The 16,863-nt window shown below is 66.8% G+C and carries 11 protein-coding genes, 1 tRNA gene and 2 rRNA genes; 11 read left to right on the forward strand and 3 right to left on the reverse strand.

The features are described 5' to 3' along the window. From ABDV68_RS12315 to ABDV68_RS12335, 5 genes are all read left to right on the forward strand, one after another. Window positions 1-175: ribosomal RNA gene (locus ABDV68_RS12315) — 23S ribosomal RNA — on the forward strand; the annotation flags it as partial. A 123-nt stretch (window positions 176-298) separates the two neighbouring features. Next, window positions 299-413, forward strand: a 5S ribosomal RNA gene (rrf, locus tag ABDV68_RS12320). A 127-nt stretch (window positions 414-540) separates the two neighbouring features. Next, window positions 541-617, forward strand: a tRNA-Met gene (locus tag ABDV68_RS12325). Between the two features lie 92 nt (window positions 618-709). After that, complete coding sequence (locus ABDV68_RS12330) at window positions 710-1,468, forward strand: methyltransferase domain-containing protein (protein ID WP_343520288.1); 759 nt, start codon at window positions 710-712, stop codon at window positions 1,466-1,468. A 41-nt stretch (window positions 1,469-1,509) separates the two neighbouring features. Continuing rightward, window positions 1,510-2,751, forward strand: coding sequence for a threonine synthase (locus ABDV68_RS12335; protein WP_343520290.1), 1,242 nt, complete (start codon window positions 1,510-1,512; stop codon window positions 2,749-2,751). On the opposite strand, the gene ABDV68_RS12340 is transcribed toward ABDV68_RS12335, so the two are convergent. Beyond that, window positions 2,748-4,232 (reverse strand): MFS transporter, encoded by a 1,485-nt coding sequence (locus tag ABDV68_RS12340; protein WP_343520292.1) that lies wholly within the window; start codon window positions 4,230-4,232, stop codon window positions 2,748-2,750. The two genes, ABDV68_RS12335 and ABDV68_RS12340, sit on opposite strands and share 4 nt — an antisense overlap. Before the next feature lie 184 nt (window positions 4,233-4,416). Beyond that, entirely contained in the window at window positions 4,417-5,445 is a 1,029-nt protein-coding gene (locus ABDV68_RS12345) for a LacI family DNA-binding transcriptional regulator (RefSeq protein ID WP_343520293.1), read from the reverse strand. A 234-nt stretch (window positions 5,446-5,679) separates the two neighbouring features. Here ABDV68_RS12345 and ABDV68_RS12350 point away from each other — a divergent pair, with 234 nt between their 5' ends. From ABDV68_RS12350 to ABDV68_RS12370, 5 genes are all read left to right on the forward strand, one after another. Then, window positions 5,680-8,514: a TonB-dependent receptor gene (locus ABDV68_RS12350; protein WP_343520294.1), complete on the forward strand. Its 2,835-nt coding sequence runs from the start codon at window positions 5,680-5,682 to the stop codon at window positions 8,512-8,514. Between the two features lie 62 nt (window positions 8,515-8,576). Then, window positions 8,577-10,106, forward strand: coding sequence for a tryptophan halogenase family protein (locus ABDV68_RS12355; protein ID WP_343520295.1), 1,530 nt, complete (start codon window positions 8,577-8,579; stop codon window positions 10,104-10,106). Next, window positions 10,103-11,911, forward strand: coding sequence for an alpha-amylase family glycosyl hydrolase (locus ABDV68_RS12360; protein ID WP_343520296.1), 1,809 nt, complete (start codon window positions 10,103-10,105; stop codon window positions 11,909-11,911). Before ABDV68_RS12355 ends, ABDV68_RS12360 begins: the two co-directional genes overlap by 4 nt. 14 nt (window positions 11,912-11,925) lie before the next feature. Next, complete coding sequence (locus tag ABDV68_RS12365) at window positions 11,926-13,533, forward strand: alpha-amylase family glycosyl hydrolase (RefSeq protein WP_343520300.1); 1,608 nt, start codon at window positions 11,926-11,928, stop codon at window positions 13,531-13,533. Between the two features lie 43 nt (window positions 13,534-13,576). Continuing rightward, a complete protein-coding gene (locus ABDV68_RS12370) occupies window positions 13,577-15,616 on the forward strand; it encodes a glycoside hydrolase family 97 protein (RefSeq protein ID WP_343520301.1) in 2,040 nt (679 codons plus the stop codon). Between the two features lie 15 nt (window positions 15,617-15,631). Here the strand turns inward: ABDV68_RS12370 and ABDV68_RS12375 are convergent, their stop codons facing one another. Next, complete coding sequence (locus ABDV68_RS12375; RefSeq protein ID WP_343520297.1) at window positions 15,632-16,144, reverse strand: rhodanese-like domain-containing protein; 513 nt, start codon at window positions 16,142-16,144, stop codon at window positions 15,632-15,634. Window positions 16,145-16,264: 120 nt separating this feature from the next. Here ABDV68_RS12375 and ABDV68_RS12380 point away from each other — a divergent pair. Beyond that, a partial coding sequence (locus ABDV68_RS12380) for an amino acid permease (protein WP_343520298.1) occupies window positions 16,265-16,863 on the forward strand: 599 nt, incomplete at its 3' end.

Here is a 16,863-nt window from a genome sequence, read left to right on the forward strand (position 1 = left end):
GGCGCAGCAGGGTAGCTATGTATGGACGGGATAACCGCTGAAAGCATCTAAGCGGGAAGCCTCCCTCAAGATAAGATTTCTTAGGACGGTGGTAGACCACCACCTTGATAGACTGGATGTGGAAGCGCGGTAACGTGTGGAGCTAACCAGTACTAATTGTCCTATTCGCGCTTGATGAGTCCCACCATCAATGACAGCTCTGCTGATCATTGAGGTTGTTGACCTCTAGCCTTGATTACATCGAAAGATGGTGCACGCATCGATTTGAAACCCAATACCGCAGCCACCTGCTTCATTGCTTGGTGACCATAGCGTCAGTGACCCACCCGATCCCATCCCGAACTCGGCCGTGAAACCTGACTGCGCCGATGGTACTAACGCTCAAGCGCTGGAAGAGTAGGTCGTCGCCAGGCATTGCAGCCGGTGGCAGCGGAAATTGGAAAAGACCCATTCACAATGTCAGATACGCACAGCACGCGTCGCGCTAACCGGCGCGGCGCGTTTTCTGTTTTCCGGCGCCCTTGCGGTGCAGGATGATGGCGCGGGGTGGAGCAGCCCGGTAGCTCGTCAGGCTCATAACCTGAAGGTCGTTGGTTCAAATCCAACCCCCGCAACCATCATGACAGCCGCCTTCGGGCGGCTTTTTTATTGTCCGCGCGAGATCGGCAGCGCGCTTGTGCGTCGACCCGCGCTCCGCCAGACTTGGACGATGCGCGCGCTCTGCCACCGTCGCACCTTCCTGCTCGCCGCGGCCGGCAGCGCCGCGTTTCCGGTCGTCGCGCGCGCACGCGACGCCGACGTGCCCTACGTCCCGACTCCGCCGGAGGTGGTCGAGGGGATGCTCGACATGGCCGGTCTCAAGCCGGGCGAGCGGCTGATCGACCTCGGCTCGGGCGACGGGCGGATCCCGATGGCGGCGGTCCGCCGCGGCGCCAGCGCGCTGGGTGTCGAGATCGACAGCGATCTCGTCGCGCGGGCGCGCGCAAAGGCGCGCTTCGCGGGGCTCGAGGGCCGGGTGCACTTCGTCCGCGACGACCTCTTCACCGTCTCGTTGCGCGACGCCGATGTCGTCACCCTCTATCTGCTTCCCGACGTCAACGAGCGACTCAAGCCCAAGCTGCTGAGCGAGATGAAGCCCGGCGCGCGCGTCGTCAGCCATGCCTTCGACATGGGCGACTGGCCACCCGACGAGCATCGCGAAGTCTCGGAGAAGCACGTCTATCTCTGGACGATCCCGGCGATCGCCGGGGGCGACTGGCGACTGCGCCGCAGCGACGGCTTCAGCGCGACGCTGGCGATCGCACAGCGCTACAGCCGGGTTTCCGGTATGCTCGACAGCCGCGCGATCCGTGACGCCAAACTCGCCGGCGCGACACTCAGCTTCACGGCGGATGGTGTCGCTTACCGGGGCACCGTTGGCGACCGCGCCATCGTTGGGGACAGCTGGCGCGCCGAGCGCGTCGATTGAGCCCGCTCGACCTGCGCCCTCGCGCGCTCTAGAGGGTCGCCATGCGCTACGACGACAACCTCACCGCCGACCGCCCGACCTTCGTCACTCATCTCGAATGCTCGATGACCGCGGAGCGGTACGCGGCTGACGAGTTGCACGGCCTCTCCAACGTCGGGCGGCCTTTGCTGGTTCGCTACGATCTCGATGCGGTCCGGGCTGCGGTCTCGCCTGCCGAGCTGGCGCGGCGTCCCGCCGACCTGTGGCGGTATCGCGAGCTGCTTCCCGTGCGCGCGACGCAGAACATCGTCAGTCTGGGCGAGATCGCGACCCCGATCGTGCCGCTGGAGAAGATCGCCGCCGGAGCGGGTGCGTCGGCGTTGCTGGTCAAGGACGAAGGACGCCTGCCCACCGGCTCGTTCAAGGCGCGCGGGCTGGTGATGGCGATCTCGATGGCCAAGGAGCTCGGCGTCACCACCATCGCCATGCCCACCAACGGCAATGCCGGCGCCGCCGCGGCCGCCTATGCCGCGCAGGCGGGGATCGAAGCGGTGATCTTCTGCCCCGATGACACGCCCGAGATCAACGTGCGCGAGATCGCCGCGCAGGGCGCGCGGGTCTATCGCGTCAACGGCCTGATCGACGATTGTGGCAAGCTGGTCGCGGCGGGCAAGGCGGCGAACGGCTGGTTCGACCTGTCGACGCTCAAGGAGCCGTACCGGATCGAGGGCAAGAAGACGATGGGGCTGGAGCTCGCCGAGCAGCTCGGCTGGGAACTGCCCGACGTGATCTTCTACCCCACCGGCGGCGGCACCGGGCTGATCGGCATGTGGAAGGCGTTCGACGAGCTCGAGGTGCTCGGCTGGGTCGGCTCGAAGCGACCGCGCATGGTCGCGGTGCAGGCAGAGGGCTGCGCGCCGATGGTCCGCGCGTGGGAGCAGGGTGAGCGTCACGCGACCCGCTGGGAAGACGCGCATACCGTGGCGGCGGGGATCCGCGTGCCGCAGGCGGTGGGGGATTTCCTGATCCTCGACGCGGTGCGCCAGTCGAACGGCTTCGCGATGGCGGTCAGTGACGCAGCGATCTTGGAAGCGGTTGACGATGCCGCGCGGCTCGACGGGTTGCTGCTCTGTCCCGAGGGCGGGGCGACGCTCGCGGCGTGGCGCAAGGCGCTGGCCGAGGGGCTGATCTCGCCGGAGGACCGCGTGGTGCTGTTCAACTGCGCCACTGGTCTCAAATATCCGATGGCGGACCAGTCGCGGACGCTCGACCGCCACGCCCCGATCGACTTCGCCGCGCTTTAGGTCTCGCGCACCCGCAGCATCGCCATCGCCGCGACGAGCAGGGTCGCGGCGGCGAAGGCCATCGTCCAGATCGGCTCGCCGGGGAAGAAGCGCTTCATGATCGATCCCATCACGGTCGCGACCAGCAGTTGCGGCACCACCACGAAGACGTTGAACAAGCCCATATAGATGCCGAGCTTGGCCTGCGGCAGGCTCGAGGCGAGGATCGCATAGGGCATGGCGAGGATCGAGGCCCAGGCGATGCCGATGCCGATCTCGCTGAGCAGCAGCCATTGCGGATCGCGGATCGCGAAGAAGCTCGCGAACCCGGCGACGCCGCACAGCAGCCCGACGATGTGAGTCCGCGCCTTGCCGACGCGCTTGGCCAGCAGCGGCAGCAACGTCAGCGCGGCGACCGCCGCCACGCCGTTGTAGACGGTGAACAGCACCCCCACCCAGTTCGCGCCCTCCTGGAAGCGCGGGCCGGTCGCGTCCGGCGCGCCGTAGAAGACCTGCGCGACCACCGGGGTGGTGTTGATCCACATGATGAACAAAGCCGACCAGCTGAAGAACTGCACCACCGCCAGCCGCTTCATCAGCACCGGCATGCCGGCGAAGTCGCCGACGATATGGCTCAGCATGTTCGACGCGTTGCCGCGCCGCGCGAGCCGGATCGCGATCAGGCTCGCCAGGCCATAGCCAGCGAGCAGCCCACCGAGCAGGTAGACCTCCTTTTCCAGTCCGAACCTGCCGACCGCGACGATCACCGCGAGCCCTGCGGCGATCCACACCAGGCAGGAGGTGTTCCCCCGCGCCGCGAGCAGGCGCGCCGTCTCGCCCTCGACCTCGGCGCGCGAGCCGTCGAACGCGGCCATCTCCTCGGGGCTGTATTCCCTGGTGCTGACAACCGTCCACAACACCGCCAGAAACAGCGCCGCGCCGCCGAACCAGAAGGCGTAGCGCACCGTGTCCGGGATGCCGCCGCCCGGCGCCACGTTCGATACGCCAAGATGCTCGAGCGCCCAGGGGAAGATCGAGCCGACGACGGCGCCCGCGCCGATGAACGCGGTCTGCACCGCATAGCCCGCGCTGTGCTGGTCCTTGCGCAGCATGTCGCCGACGAACGCGCGGAACGGCTCCATCGAGACGTTGAGCGAGGCGTCGAGCACCCACAGCATTACCGCGGCGAACAGCAGCACCGGCGCCAGCGGCATGACGAACAGCGCCAGCGCCGCCAGGATCGCGCCGGCGAGGAAATAGGGCCGCCGCCGCCCGAGCCGGCCGAGCCAGGTGCGGTCGCTCATATGCCCGATCACCGGCTGCACCAGCAGCCCGGTGAGCGGCGCCGCGACCCACAAGGCCGGCAGGTCGTCGATGCTGGTGCCGAGCGACTGGAAGATCCGGCTCATATTGGCATTCTGCAGCGCGAACCCGATCTGGATCCCGAAGAAGCCGAACGACAGGTTGAACAGGCCCCAGAAGCCTTGGCGGGGTTTTTCCATTACGGTTCCTTGGAAGGTCGATTCTGCAATCCTCCCCCGCCAGGGGGAGGTGTCAGCCATAGGCTGACGGAGGGGGAGGACACGGCAACGTGCGTTGGGTTTCCTCCCCCTCCGTCACGCTTCGCGTGCCACCTCTCCCTGGCGGGAGAGGATTGATCCGCATGTCTGCGCAATGCTCTCGAGCCTAACTCCTCGACCCGCACGAGCGGCGCACGACCAGCTTCGCGGGCAGCAGCACGTCGTGCACGCACTCCTCGCGGATGCGGCCGAGCAACGTCTCGACCAGCGTGCGTCCGGCGGCGCGGGTATCCTGCAGCACGGTCGTGAGCGGCGGGTTGGTGAAGCTGGCCGCGGCGATATCGTCGAAGCCGACCACCGCGACATCCTCAGGCACCTTGCAGCCATGCGCGGCGAGCGCGCGCATTGCGCCGATCGCGATCAGGTCGCTCGCGGCGAGGATCGCATCGAACGTCTCGCCGCTTGCGATCAGCGCCTCGGCGGCGGCGGCGCCCGCCTCCTCGGTGGTCAGCGCGTCGAACTGCAACCGCCTGCGCGGAATGATGCCGCCTTCCTTGAGCGCGGCGACATGGCCGCGATAGCGGTCGTGGAATTCGGGATAGTGGCTCGACGCATGGCCGAGAAAGGCGACGTTACGCCGCCCGAGGCCGAGCAGATGCCGTGTCGCCTCGCGCCCGCCGCCTTGATTGTCGCAGCCTACGGTGAGGCCGATCCCGCCGGATTCGACACAGCCCCAGCGCACGAAATGCGTGCCCTGCGCCATCAGCTCGGTCAGCTTGTCGCGATAGAGCTCGTAATCGCCATAGCCGAGCAGGATCAGCCCGTCGGCGCGGCGCGAGTCCTCGTAATCCTGATGCCAGTCGCTCGCGAGCTGCTGGAACGAGACGAGCATGTCCTGCCCGTGATCGGCGCAGGCGCGCATGATCGAGCCGAGCATCGACAGGAAGAAGGGGTTGATCGCGCTGTCGTCGGCGCTCTCGTCCTGGAAGATCAATACCGCCAACGTCTCGGCGTGGCGGCTGCGCAGGTTCGACGCCGCCTTATCGACGCGGTAGTTGAGCTTCTGCGCGATCGCCTCGATCCGCTTGCGGGTGGCCTCGTTGACGCCCGGCCCGCCGCGCAATGCGCGCGACACCGTGGGCTGCGACACCCCCGCGAGGTGCGCGATGTCGAACGAGGTCGGCTTGCGTTGCATGGCCAGCGGCCCGTCTCCCCTATCGCCCGCGGACGTATCCTCCACTTGGCTGCTGAAGTTCACCCCACTTCGCCCCCCGCGTCAATGTTGCGCAATGGCCACGTCGCTTCGCCGCGGCGCTGAATACGTATGCCGTGTGCTGGCCGCAGCGACGGCTTGGCGCGATTAGGGAGGCTAACGCGCATTCAACCGGCGCGATCCGGTCAAATCAGGGACCGGCATAGGGGAGGAACTATGCGTTACACCGCTTCGGGCCGTCTGGCCGCCCGTCTTTCCACCGCCAGCGGCGCGGCCATCGCCGCCTCGCTGCTGATCGCCGCGCCCGCCTATGCGCAGGAAACGGCGCCGGCCGAGGACGAAGGCACCGAAGTCACCGTCACCGGCTTCCGCGCCGCGATCGAATCCGCGGTCGCGACCAAGCGCGAATCCAACCAGATCGTCGAATCGATCTCGGCCGAGGATATCGGCAAGCTCCCCGACAATTCGATCGGCGAGGCGATCGCGCGCCTGCCCGGTCTCACCGCGCAGCGCCTCGATGGGCGCGCGCAGGTGATTTCGGTGCGCGGCCTCTCGCCCGATTTCTCCTCGACCCTGTTCAACGGCCGCGAGCAGGTGACGACCGGCGACAATCGCGGCGTCGAGTTCGACCAATATCCCTCCGAGCTGATTGGCGCGGTCGACGTCTACAAGACGCCGTTCGCCGGCCTGATCGGCCAGGGCCTGTCGGGTACGATCAACCTGCGCTCGATTCGCCCGCTCGATCATGGACGCCGCGTGATCGGCCTCAACGCGCGCGGCGAGCTGGTCTCGCCGGGCAAGCTCAACAGCGGCACCAACGACAAGGGCTATCGCGGCAGCCTCACCTATATCGACCAGTTCGCCGACGACACGGTCGGCATCACGCTGGGCGTCGCGCACATCAACTCGCCCACCCAGTTCGAGCGGTTCAACGCCTGGGGCTATCCCGCCTTCGACACCAACAACGACCTCTACGGTATCCGCAACACCCAGGGCACGCCGAGCACCGCGGACGACACCTTCACGCCGCGCCCCGAATATGCCGCGGCGCAGGGCGCGCTGATCATCGGCGGGTCCAAGCCCTATGTGCAGTCGACCGAACTCGAGCGCACCAGCGCGCTGGCGACGCTGCAGTTCAAGCCGTCGCCCGATCTCAACATCGTGCTCGACGGCTATTATTCGAAGTTCCGCGACGAGCAGACGCTGCGCGGCATCGAATTCCCGCTCTATTGGGGCAATGCCGTGCTCCAGCCCGGCTTCACCGTCACCGACGGCGTGATCACCGATGGGACGTGGAGCAACGTCAAGGGCGTGGTGCGCAACGACGCCAATCTGCGCGAGGCCGATCTGTATTCGGCCGGCCTCAACATCGCCTACAATACCGGTCCGTGGAAGATCAGCGGCGACGCCAGCTATTCGCGCGTCGATCGTGAGGACAAGGTGCTCGAAACCTATTCGGGCACGTCGCGCGGTGCCGGCAACGGGCCGTTCGACACGCTCGGCTTCGGCCGCAACTCGAACGGCACCTACAGCTTCGATCCGACGCTGAACTATGCCGATCCCGGCCAGATCTTCCTGACCAGCCCGCAGGGCTGGGGCGCCGACAACACGCCGGGCGGGCAGGACGGCTTCCTCAACAACCCGAGCACGACAGACGAGCTGCTCGCCTTCCGCCTCGATGTCGAGCGCGAGCTCGGCGACAACCAGGGCAAGCTGGCGGTGGGCGTCGCGTACAACAAGCGCGACAAGAATCTCGATCTGCAGCGCTTCTATCTCGGGCTCAAGGCGAATGCCGCCGATCCGCTGCACAACACCAGCGTCGCGATCCCGGCGGACCAGCTGCTCGACCCGACCGAGCTCGGCTTTCTCGGCATCCCCGGCATGGTGAGCTACGATCCGCTCGGCCTCGCCTATAGCGGGATCTACAATTTCAATGCGGCGACGGACGCCAATCTCTTCGCCTTCGGCTGGGGCGTGCGCGAGGAGATCCTCAGCGGCTATGCCCGCTATGACATCGATGTCGAGATGTCGGATGGTTCGAAGCTCGGCGGCAATATCGGGGCGCAAGTCATCTCGGTCGACCAGTTCTCGAACGGCCTCGGCGCGAGCGGATCGCCGGTCGCGACGATCACCGACCTGTCGGACGGCGTGCGCTACACCTATGTGCTGCCCAATCTGAGCCTGGTCGCGCGTTTCAACGGCGGCTTCACCGTGCGCTTCGGCGCGGCGCGTCAGATGGCGCGGCCGCGGATGGACCAGATGCGCGCTTCGCTCAACTTCACCTACGATCCGACGCGCGCGCCAAACACCAACATCAACCTCTCCCCCTGGGGCGGGTCGGGCGGCAACCCGCGGCTGCGACCGTGGATCGCCAACTCGGTCGATCTGTCGATCGAGAAATATTTCGGCCGCGACAGCTACATTGCGCTCGCCGGCTTCTACAAGCATCTCGAGACCTACATCTTCGAGCAGAGCACGGTCTACGACTTCAGCGGCTTTCCGGTGACCAGCGGGCCCGAGCCGGCGCTGCGCCAGGGTATCGTCAACATCTTCCAGAACGGCAGGGGCGGACGCCTCTACGGCGCCGAATTGTCGGCGACCTTCTCGCTGCGCAACCTGTCGGAGGCGCTTGACGGCTTCGGCGTGCTCGGCAGCGTGTCGGTCACCGAAAGTTCGATCACGCCCAACCCGGCGAACCCGGCGCAGCCGCTGCCGGGCCTCTCCAAATGGGTCGCCAATGGCACCGTCTATTTCGAGAAATGGGGTTTCTCGGCGCGCGCCAGCGTGCGGCATCGCTCGAGCTTCCTCGCCGAACTGAGCGGCGTCGGCACCGAGCGCATCCAACGCCTCGCCAAGCCGGAGACGATCGTCGACGCGCAGATCGGCTACGAGTTCCAGGGCGGACCGCTCAAGGGGCTCGGCATCCTCGCGCAGGCGCAGAACCTGACCGACGAGCCGTTCAGCACGCATGAAGTGGGCAATGAGAGCCTGACGATCGACTATCAGCGCTATGGCGTCCGCTATCTGCTCGGACTGAGCTACAAGCTCTGACTTCCCCCCGCCTCCCCGCCGCGGCATCGTCGCGGCGGGGACGTTTTTTGAGGATCGCGAGGATGGCCGATCCCATGCCACGCAGCATCGTCATCGCCGGCGGCGGCACCGCGGGCTGGATGGCCGCGGCCGCGCTCGCGCGTTTCTGCGGGCCGAGCTGGCGTATCACGCTGGTCGAGTCCGAGGAGATCGGCACGGTCGGGGTGGGCGAGGCGACGATCCCGATGATCCGCCTGTTCAACCAGGCGCTCGGCATCGACGAGGCCGAGTTCCTGCGCGAGACGCACGGCACGTGGAAGCTCGGCATCGAGTTCGACGGCTGGGGCGCGCCGGGCGAGCGCTACATGCACGCGTTCGGCGTGGTCGGACGCGGGCTGGGGCTGCTGCCGTTCCACCCCTACTGGCTGCGCGCGCGTGCCGCCGGACGCGCGGGGCCGCTCGGCGACTATGTGCTCAATGCGGTCGCGGCCAAGGCGGACCGTTTCGCGCATGTCGAGCGCGCGGCGGACAGCGCGCTGCCGGCGATGCCCTATGCCTTCCATTTCGATGCCGGGCTCTATGCCGCTTATCTGCGCCGCTATGCCGAGGCGCACGGCGCCACGCGGATCGAGGACCGGATCGAGCAGGTCGAGCGTGACGGCGAGCGCGGGGACGTCGCCGCACTGGTGTTGGCGAGCGGCGCGCGCGTCGCGGGCGAGCTGTTCGTCGACTGCTCGGGCTTTCGCGGGCTGCTGATCGAGGGCGCGCTCGAGACCGGATTCGACGATTGGGGCCATTGGCTGCCCTGCGACCGCGCGCTGGCGGTGCCGTGCGAGCGCGCCGAGCCGCTGATTCCCTATACGCGCGCGACGGCGCGCGCGGCCGGCTGGCAGTGGCGCATCCCGCTCCAGCACCGCACCGGCAACGGCTATGTCTTCTCCTCCGCGCATGTCGGCGAGGACGAGGCGGCGGCGACCCTGCTCGCCAATCTCGATGGTGCGCCCCAGGCCGATCCGCGGCTGCTCAAGTTCCGCACGGGCAAGCGGCGCAAGGCGTGGAACCGCAACGTCGTCGCGCTGGGGTTGGCGGCGGGGTTCATCGAGCCGCTCGAATCGACCAGCATCCACTTGATCCAGACCGGCATCACCCGGCTGCTGGATTTCCTCCCGGCCGGACCGGTCGCCGATGTCGATCGCGACGCGTTCAATCGCCAGTCCGATTTCGAGATCGAGCGGATTCGCGACTTCGTGATCCTCCACTATTTCGCCAACGGCCGAGCAGGCGAACCCTTCTGGGACGCGCTGCGCCACATGACGCTGCCCGAGCCGCTGGCGGACCGCATCGCGATGTTCCGCGGCTCGGGCCGCATCGTGCGCGACCATGACGAGCTGTTCGACGTGCCCGGCTGGGTGCAGGTGATGATCGGCCAGGGCATCGTGCCCGAACGTTGGCATCCGCTCGCCGATACGCTCGACGACGCGCAGCTCGACCAGTTCCTCTCTACCGTGGCGCAGGCCTATCGGCGCGACACCGCGCGTCTGCCGGGCCATGCCGATTATCTCGCGCGCTTCCGTGGCGCCCCCTCCAACCTCAGCCAGTCGAGTATCGCATGAGACATTTCGCCCTCGCTTTTGCCCTGCTTGCCGGTACTGCCGCGACCGCACAGACGGCCCCGGCCGAGCTGCGCGCCCGCGCGCCCGAGGTGGAGGTGCTCTACTTCCTGCTTCCCGACCGCTTCGAGAATGGCGATCCGACGAACGACAAGGGCGGCCTCACGGGCGATCGCCTGAGCACGGGGTTCGATCCGGCGCACAAGGGTTTCTTCCACGGCGGCGACCTCAAGGGGCTGGTCCGGCGGCTCGACTATATCCAGTCGCTCGGCGCCACCGCGATCTGGCTCGGCCCGATCTACAAGAACAAGCCGGTGCAGGGGTCCAAGGGGCAGGAATCCGCCGGTTATCACGGCTATTGGATCACCGATTTCACTCGGGTCGATCCGCATTTCGGGTCGAATGCCGAGATGAAGGCGTTCGTCGACGCCGCCCATGCCCGCGGGATAAAGGTCTATCTCGACATCATCACCAACCACACCGCCGACGTGATTCAGTATCGCGACTGTCCGGCGAGCGGATGCGACTATCGCAGCCGCGCCGACTATCCCTATCAGCGCAAGGGCGGGGTGAAAGGCGCGGCGATCAATCCCGGCTTCCTCGGCGATAGCGTACAGACGCCGGAGAATTTCGCGAAGCTCACCGATCCCGACTACGCGTACACGACCTTCGTACCGGCGGCCGAGAAGCAGGTGAAGGTCCCCGCCTGGCTCAACGACCCGATCCACTATCACAATCGCGGCAACTCGGCCTTCCGTAACGAGAGCTCGACGATGGGCGACTTCGCCGGGCTCGACGACCTGATGACCGAGAGCCCGCGCGTGCTGCAGGGGTTCGTCGAAATCTATGGCGCATGGATCGACCAGTTCGGGATCGACGGCTTCCGGATCGATACCGCCCGCCACGTCAATCCCGAGTTCTGGCAGGGTTTCTCCAAGGCGATGATCGAGCGGGCGAAGGCCAAAGGCATTCCCAATTTCCATATCTTCGGCGAAGTGGCGAACGAGGGCGACGTCGGCGATCTCGCGCTGCACACGCGTGTGCATCAACTCCCGAGCGTGCTCGACTTCGGCTTCCGCGCGGCGGTCCAGCATACCGTTGCGGGCGAGAAGGGCACTGACGTGCTCGCCGCGATGTTCGATCGCGACGCGCTGTACGAAGGCGGGGCGGAGGCGGCGCTGCGGCTGCCGACCTTCATCTCCAACCACGATCACGGCCGCTTCTCCACCGATGTGCGCAAGGCCTTCCCCAAGGCGAGCGACGAGGAAGTGCTGGCGCGCGTGAGGCTGGGCCACGCGATGCTCCTGCTGCTGCGCGGGGTGCCGACCATCTATGCCGGGGACGAGCAGGGTTTTGTCGGCGACGGCAATGATCAGGACGCGCGCGAGGACATGTTCCCGAGCAAGGTCGCGATCTACAACGACAACAGGCTGTTGGGGACGCGCCAGACCACGGCTGACGCCAACTTCGATACCGCGCATCCGCTCTATGCCGAGATCGCCAAGCTCGCCACGCTGCGCAAGGCGACCCCTGCTTTGTCACGCGGGCGGCAGGTGACGCGCGCCTATGACGAGAAGCCCGGGTTGTTCGCGGTGTCGCGCCTCGATCCGGTGACCGGCGCTGAGGTGCTGGTGGCGTTCAACACCAGCAATCAACCGATCACCCGCCAGGTCGAGGTCGATGTACGCTCCTCCGGCTTCGTCGCGCTGGTCGGGCAGTGCATGCCTGACGCCGCGGCGCCGGGGAGCCTGACGGTGCGATTGCCGGCCTTCGGTTATGTCGCCTGTGCCGCTGGAGGCGCCAAGTGAGCGAGCCCTCGCGCATGCCGGCAGCCCAGACCGGCCGCGACTGGTGGCGCGGTGCGGTGATCTACCAGATCTACCCGCGCAGCTTCGCCGATACCAATGGCGACGGGATCGGCGATCTGCCCGGCGTCACCGCGCATCTCGACCATGTCGCATCGCTCGGCGCCGACGCGATCTGGCTGTCGCCCTTCTTCACCTCGCCGATGCGCGATTTCGGCTATGATATCGCGGATTATTGCGGGGTCGATCCGGTGTTCGGCACGCTCGCCGATTTCGATGCGCTGGTGGCGAAGGCGCATGCGCTCGGCCTCAAGGTCATCATCGACCAGGTCTATTCGCACACCTCCGATCAGCATGAATGGTTCAAGGAAAGCCGCGCGAGTCGCGCCAATCCCAAGGCCGATTGGTATGTCTGGGCCGACGCCAAGGCGGACGGTTCGCCGCCGAACAACTGGCAGTCGGTGTTCGGCGGCCCGGCCTGGACTTGGGACGCTCGCCGCGGCCAATATTATTTCCACAATTTCCTGAGCGAGCAGCCCGACCTCAACCTGCACAACCCGGAGGTGCAGGACGCGGCGCTGGCGGCCGCGAAGTTCTGGCTCGATCGCGGCGTCGACGGCTTCCGCATCGACGCGATCAACTTCTCGATGCACGATCCGCAACTGCGCGACAATCCGCCGGCGCCCGATACCGGCGCGCCGCGCACGCGTCCGTTCGACTTCCAGCAGCACGTCTACAACCAGAGCCATCCGGACATCGTCCGCTTCCTCGAGCGGCATCGCGAACTGACCGACAGCTATGGCGGCCGCTTCACCGTTGCCGAGGTCGGCGGGCCGACGCCGGAGGCGGAGATGCACGCCTTCACGCAGGGGGAAGGGCGGCTCAACAGCGCCTATGGCTTCGACTTCCTCTATGCCGACAAGCTGACCCCGGCGCTGGTGCGCAAGGCGGTCGAGACGTGGCCCGACGCGCCGGGCACCGGCTGGCCGAGCTGGGCGTTCGAGAATCACGACGCGCCGCGCGCGGTGTCGCGCTGGGTGGACGCCGAGCATCGCAACGCCTTCGCTGCGATGAAGATGCTGCTGCTGATGTGCCTGCGCGGCAACGCCATCCTGTTCCAGGGCGAGGAGCTCGGCCTCACTCAGGTCGAGATCGACTTCGACCAGCTCCAGGATCCCGAGGCGATCGCCAACTGGCCGCTGACGCTGAGCCGCGACGGCGTGCGCACGCCGATGCCGTGGCAGGCGCAGGCGGAAAATCTCGGTTTCACCGCAGGCAAGCCATGGCTACCGCTCGGCCCCGATCACGTCGACAAGGCGGTGGACCGGCAGACCGCCGAGAACAGCTCGCTGCTCAACCTGACACGCGGCCTCATTGCGTTGCGCGCGGTCAATCCGGCGCTGCGCACGGGCGCGATGGAGGTGCTCGCGGCGGACGATGCGCTGCTCGTCTTCACCCGCGCCGCCGACGGGCAGGCGCTGACCTGCGCGTTCAATCTGGGCAAGACGGTGCTGGCGTGGCATCCAGCGCAGCCGGATCGATTCCGCGTGCTGGCGGCGGTGAACGGCGCCGCGCCGGGAACGCTGCCGCCCTATTCGGGGCTGGTGCTCGAACAAATCGCCTGAGAAGATGGCGGCGTAACAGGAGAGTGACATGCGGATGCTTGCGATGACAGCGTTGACCTCGATGATGGCGGTGCCGGCGCTGGCGCAGGGAATCGTGCAGAACACCGCGCTCGAGGCCGGCGGTGCGAGCGCGGCTTCGCCCGACGGCAAGCTTCGCGTCACGGTGACCGTCGACGGCGACGGGCGGCCGCATTATTCCGTCACGCGTAACGGCAAGCCGCTGATCGAGCCGTCGCGGCTCGGCTTCCTGCTCACTGACGCGCCCAAGCTCGAGCGCCGCTTCGCGATCGAGAGCCAGGCGACCACCTCCGCCGACACGACCTGGGAACAGCCCTGGGGCGAGTGGAAGACGATCCGCGACCGCCACACCGAGTTCCGCGTGCGCCTCAAGGAGACGACCGCGCTGGCCCGCGTGATGGACGTGGTGTTCCGCATCTTCGACGAGGGCGTGGGCTTCCGCTACGAATTCCCCGACCAGCCCAACCTCAAGCACGCCAACATCGCCGACGAGCTGACCGAATTCGGGGTCGCCGGCAACGGCACCGCCTGGTGGATCCCGGCGGGCGAGTGGAACCGCTACGAGTATCTCTACAACCGCACGAAGATCTCGGAGGTCGGGCAGGCGCACACGCCGATCACCGTGAAGCTCGAGGACGGGACGCATATCGCGTTCCACGAGGCGGCTTTGATCGACTATTCGAGCATGTGGCTACGGCGGGTGACCGGTACGCGGTTCAAGGCGCAGCTCTCGCCCGGCGCCGGGCCGGCCAAGGTCGTCAAGACCGGGCCCTTCACCACGCCGTGGCGCACGATGGTGATCGCCGACGATGCCGCCGGGCTCTACAGCGGCAGCCGCATGACGCTGAACCTCAACGAGCCCAACAAGCTCGGCGACGTCAGCTGGGTCAAGCCCGGCAAGTTCGTCGGCGTGTGGTGGAACATGATCAAAGGCAAGTGGACCTGGGCGCGGGGCCCTCAGCACGGCGCGACCACCGCCAATGTGAAACGCTATATCGAGTTCGCCGGGGCCAACGGCATTCCCGGCGTGCTGGTCGAAGGGTGGAATGTCGGCTGGGACGGCGACTGGTTCGGCAACGGCACCGACATGGACTTCGCCGGCCCGACCGAGGATTTCGATGCCGAGGCGCTCGCCGCCTACGCCAAGAAGAAGGGCACGTCGCTGATCGGCCACCACGAGACCGGCGGCTCGGCGAGCCATTACGACAAACAGCTCGACAAGGCTTTCGCCTGGTCCGCCGCGCATGGCCAGAAGGTCGTGAAGACCGGCTATGTCACCGATGCCGGGCAGATCGGGTGGGTTGATCCCGACGGCTCCGAACATCGCGAATGGCATGACGGGCAATGGATGTCGAACCACCATCTGCGCGTCGTGCTCGCCGCGGCGAAGCACAAGGTGAGCGTCGATCCGCACGAGCCGATCAAGGATACGGGCCTGCGCCGCACTTATCCCAACTGGCTCGCCCGCGAAGGCGCGCGAGGACAGGAATATATGGCCTGGCAGGGCAAGAACCCGCCCGAACATGAGGCCAACCTCGTCTTCACCCGCATGCTGTCGGGGCCGATGGACTTCACGCCGGGGATCCTCAGCCTAAAGGGCGAGAAGGACAGCGACATCCCCTCGACCATCGCCAAGCAGCTTGCGCAATATGTCGTGATCTACTCGCCGGTGCAGATGGCCGCCGACGAGCCGGAGGTCTACGCCAAGCTGATGGACGCCTTCCAGTTCATCAAGGACGTGCCGGTCGACTGGGCTGACACGCGCGTGCTCAACGGCGAGGTCGGCGATTATGTGACGATCGCGCGCAAGGACCGGAACAGCGCCGACTGGTACCTGGGCGCGGTCGGCGACGAGCAGGCGCGCAATCTCGAGGTCACGCTCGACTTCCTCGACGCTGGCAAGACCTATACCGCGCAGATCTACCGCGACGCGCCCGACACGCGCTTCGACACCGAGACGCGACACAAGTATGTGATCGAGACGAAGAAGGTGAAGCGCGGCGACAAGCTGACGCTGGCACTCGCACCGGGTGGCGGGCAGGCGATCCGCTTCGCCGCGAAATGAGCGATGGGTGTGCGTTCAGGCGCGCACCCACTCCACCTTGGGATCGTTGAAGTCGATCACGTCGGCCAGCTCCCACACGTTGCGATAGCCATAGCCGACCAGGTTGATGAAGGTCTGGATGTTGAGCGCCAGCTGGCGCGACTTCATCGGCACCGGGCGCGTGCGGTTCGAGAAATTGTTGTTGCAGTAGATCAGGATGCGGCGGTGGACGTCCGGGCCCACCGTTTCCTCCAGCGACTCCGCATTGAAATCGGGGAAGGGGAGGTTGACCGCGCCCCGGATATGCCCCTCGCGAAAGGCGCTTTCCGAGCGGGCATCGAGCAGCAGCGTGCCGGGCGAGGCGGCTTCCGCCTTGAATCGGGCAAATGGCAGCAGCCGCCCCGCGCGGAGTGCGCGGACATCGCCGGTGAGCTGCTGGAAGCCCCCATAGTCGATCTGCGGATTGCGGGATTCATCGTCGCGGGACTGGCCGAGCGCGGGCGTCGCGGCGCCCATGCCGACGAAGGAGAGGAACAGGCGGCGGTCCATCTTGCTGCTCCGTGATGTTGGCGTAACGAACCTGCGCTCGCGCTGCTGTCCGTCGCATGAACCGTTGACGCCGCGCGGACCGCGGCGCACCAGTCTCAGCTGCAACAAAAGGGGGATCGCATGGCGGGCGGACTGTTTCGTACCAAGACGGTGAAGGGCGCGGCCGAGCATGCCCCCGAGCATCGCCTCGCCGCCACGCTCAGCTGGCCGCACCTCGTCGCGTTGGGCGTCGGCGCGATCGTCGGCACCGGCATACTGACCTTGATCGGGGTCGGCGCGGGCAAGGCGGGTCCCGCGGTGATCCTGTCCTTCGTCATCGCCGGCGCGATCTGCGCCTGCGCCGCGCTCGCCTATGCCGAGATGGCGACCATGATGCCCGCCTCGGGCAGCGCCTATACATATAGTTACGCCGTGCTCGGCGAGCTCATCGCCTGGGTGGTGGGCTGGTCGCTGATCCTTGAATATTCGTTGGTGGTGAGCACCGTTGCGGTCGGCTGGTCGGGCTATGCCGCGCCATTGCTGCGGGACTCGCTGGGCGTATCGATGGATCTCATGCAGGGACCGCATGCCGGCGGCATCGTCAACCTGCCCGCGATCTTCATCATCGCCATGGTCGCCGGGCTGCTGAGCTTCGGGACCAGGGAGAGCGCGACGCTCAATGCCGCGCTGGTCGTGGTCAAGATCGTCGCGCTCGCCGTGTTCGTCGCGGTGGCGTTGCC

It is taken from the genome of Sphingomonas sp. (genome assembly GCF_039595165.1).
GTDB lineage: Bacteria > Pseudomonadota > Alphaproteobacteria > Sphingomonadales > Sphingomonadaceae > Sphingomonas.

Excerpts from the sequence above, each read along its gene's own strand:
- ABDV68_RS12355 (WP_343520295.1), top strand. The coding sequence starts at position 8,577 with ATGGCCGATCCCATGCCACGCAGCATCGTCATCGCCGGCGGCGGCACC.
- ABDV68_RS12350 (WP_343520294.1), top strand. The coding sequence starts at position 5,680 with ATGCGTTACACCGCTTCGGGCCGTCTGGCCGCCCGTCTTTCCACCGCC.
- ABDV68_RS12360 (WP_343520296.1), top strand. The coding sequence starts at position 10,103 with ATGAGACATTTCGCCCTCGCTTTTGCCCTGCTTGCCGGTACTGCCGCG.
- ABDV68_RS12345 (WP_343520293.1), bottom strand. The coding sequence starts at position 5,445 with ATGCAACGCAAGCCGACCTCGTTCGACATCGCGCACCTCGCGGGGGTG.
- ABDV68_RS12335 (WP_343520290.1), top strand. The coding sequence starts at position 1,510 with ATGCGCTACGACGACAACCTCACCGCCGACCGCCCGACCTTCGTCACT.
- ABDV68_RS12375 (WP_343520297.1), bottom strand. The coding sequence starts at position 16,144 with ATGGACCGCCGCCTGTTCCTCTCCTTCGTCGGCATGGGCGCCGCGACG.
- ABDV68_RS12340 (WP_343520292.1), bottom strand. The coding sequence starts at position 4,232 with ATGGAAAAACCCCGCCAAGGCTTCTGGGGCCTGTTCAACCTGTCGTTC.
- ABDV68_RS12330 (WP_343520288.1), top strand. The coding sequence starts at position 710 with ATGCGCGCGCTCTGCCACCGTCGCACCTTCCTGCTCGCCGCGGCCGGC.
- ABDV68_RS12370 (WP_343520301.1), top strand. The coding sequence starts at position 13,577 with ATGACAGCGTTGACCTCGATGATGGCGGTGCCGGCGCTGGCGCAGGGA.
- ABDV68_RS12365 (WP_343520300.1), top strand. The coding sequence starts at position 11,926 with ATGCCGGCAGCCCAGACCGGCCGCGACTGGTGGCGCGGTGCGGTGATC.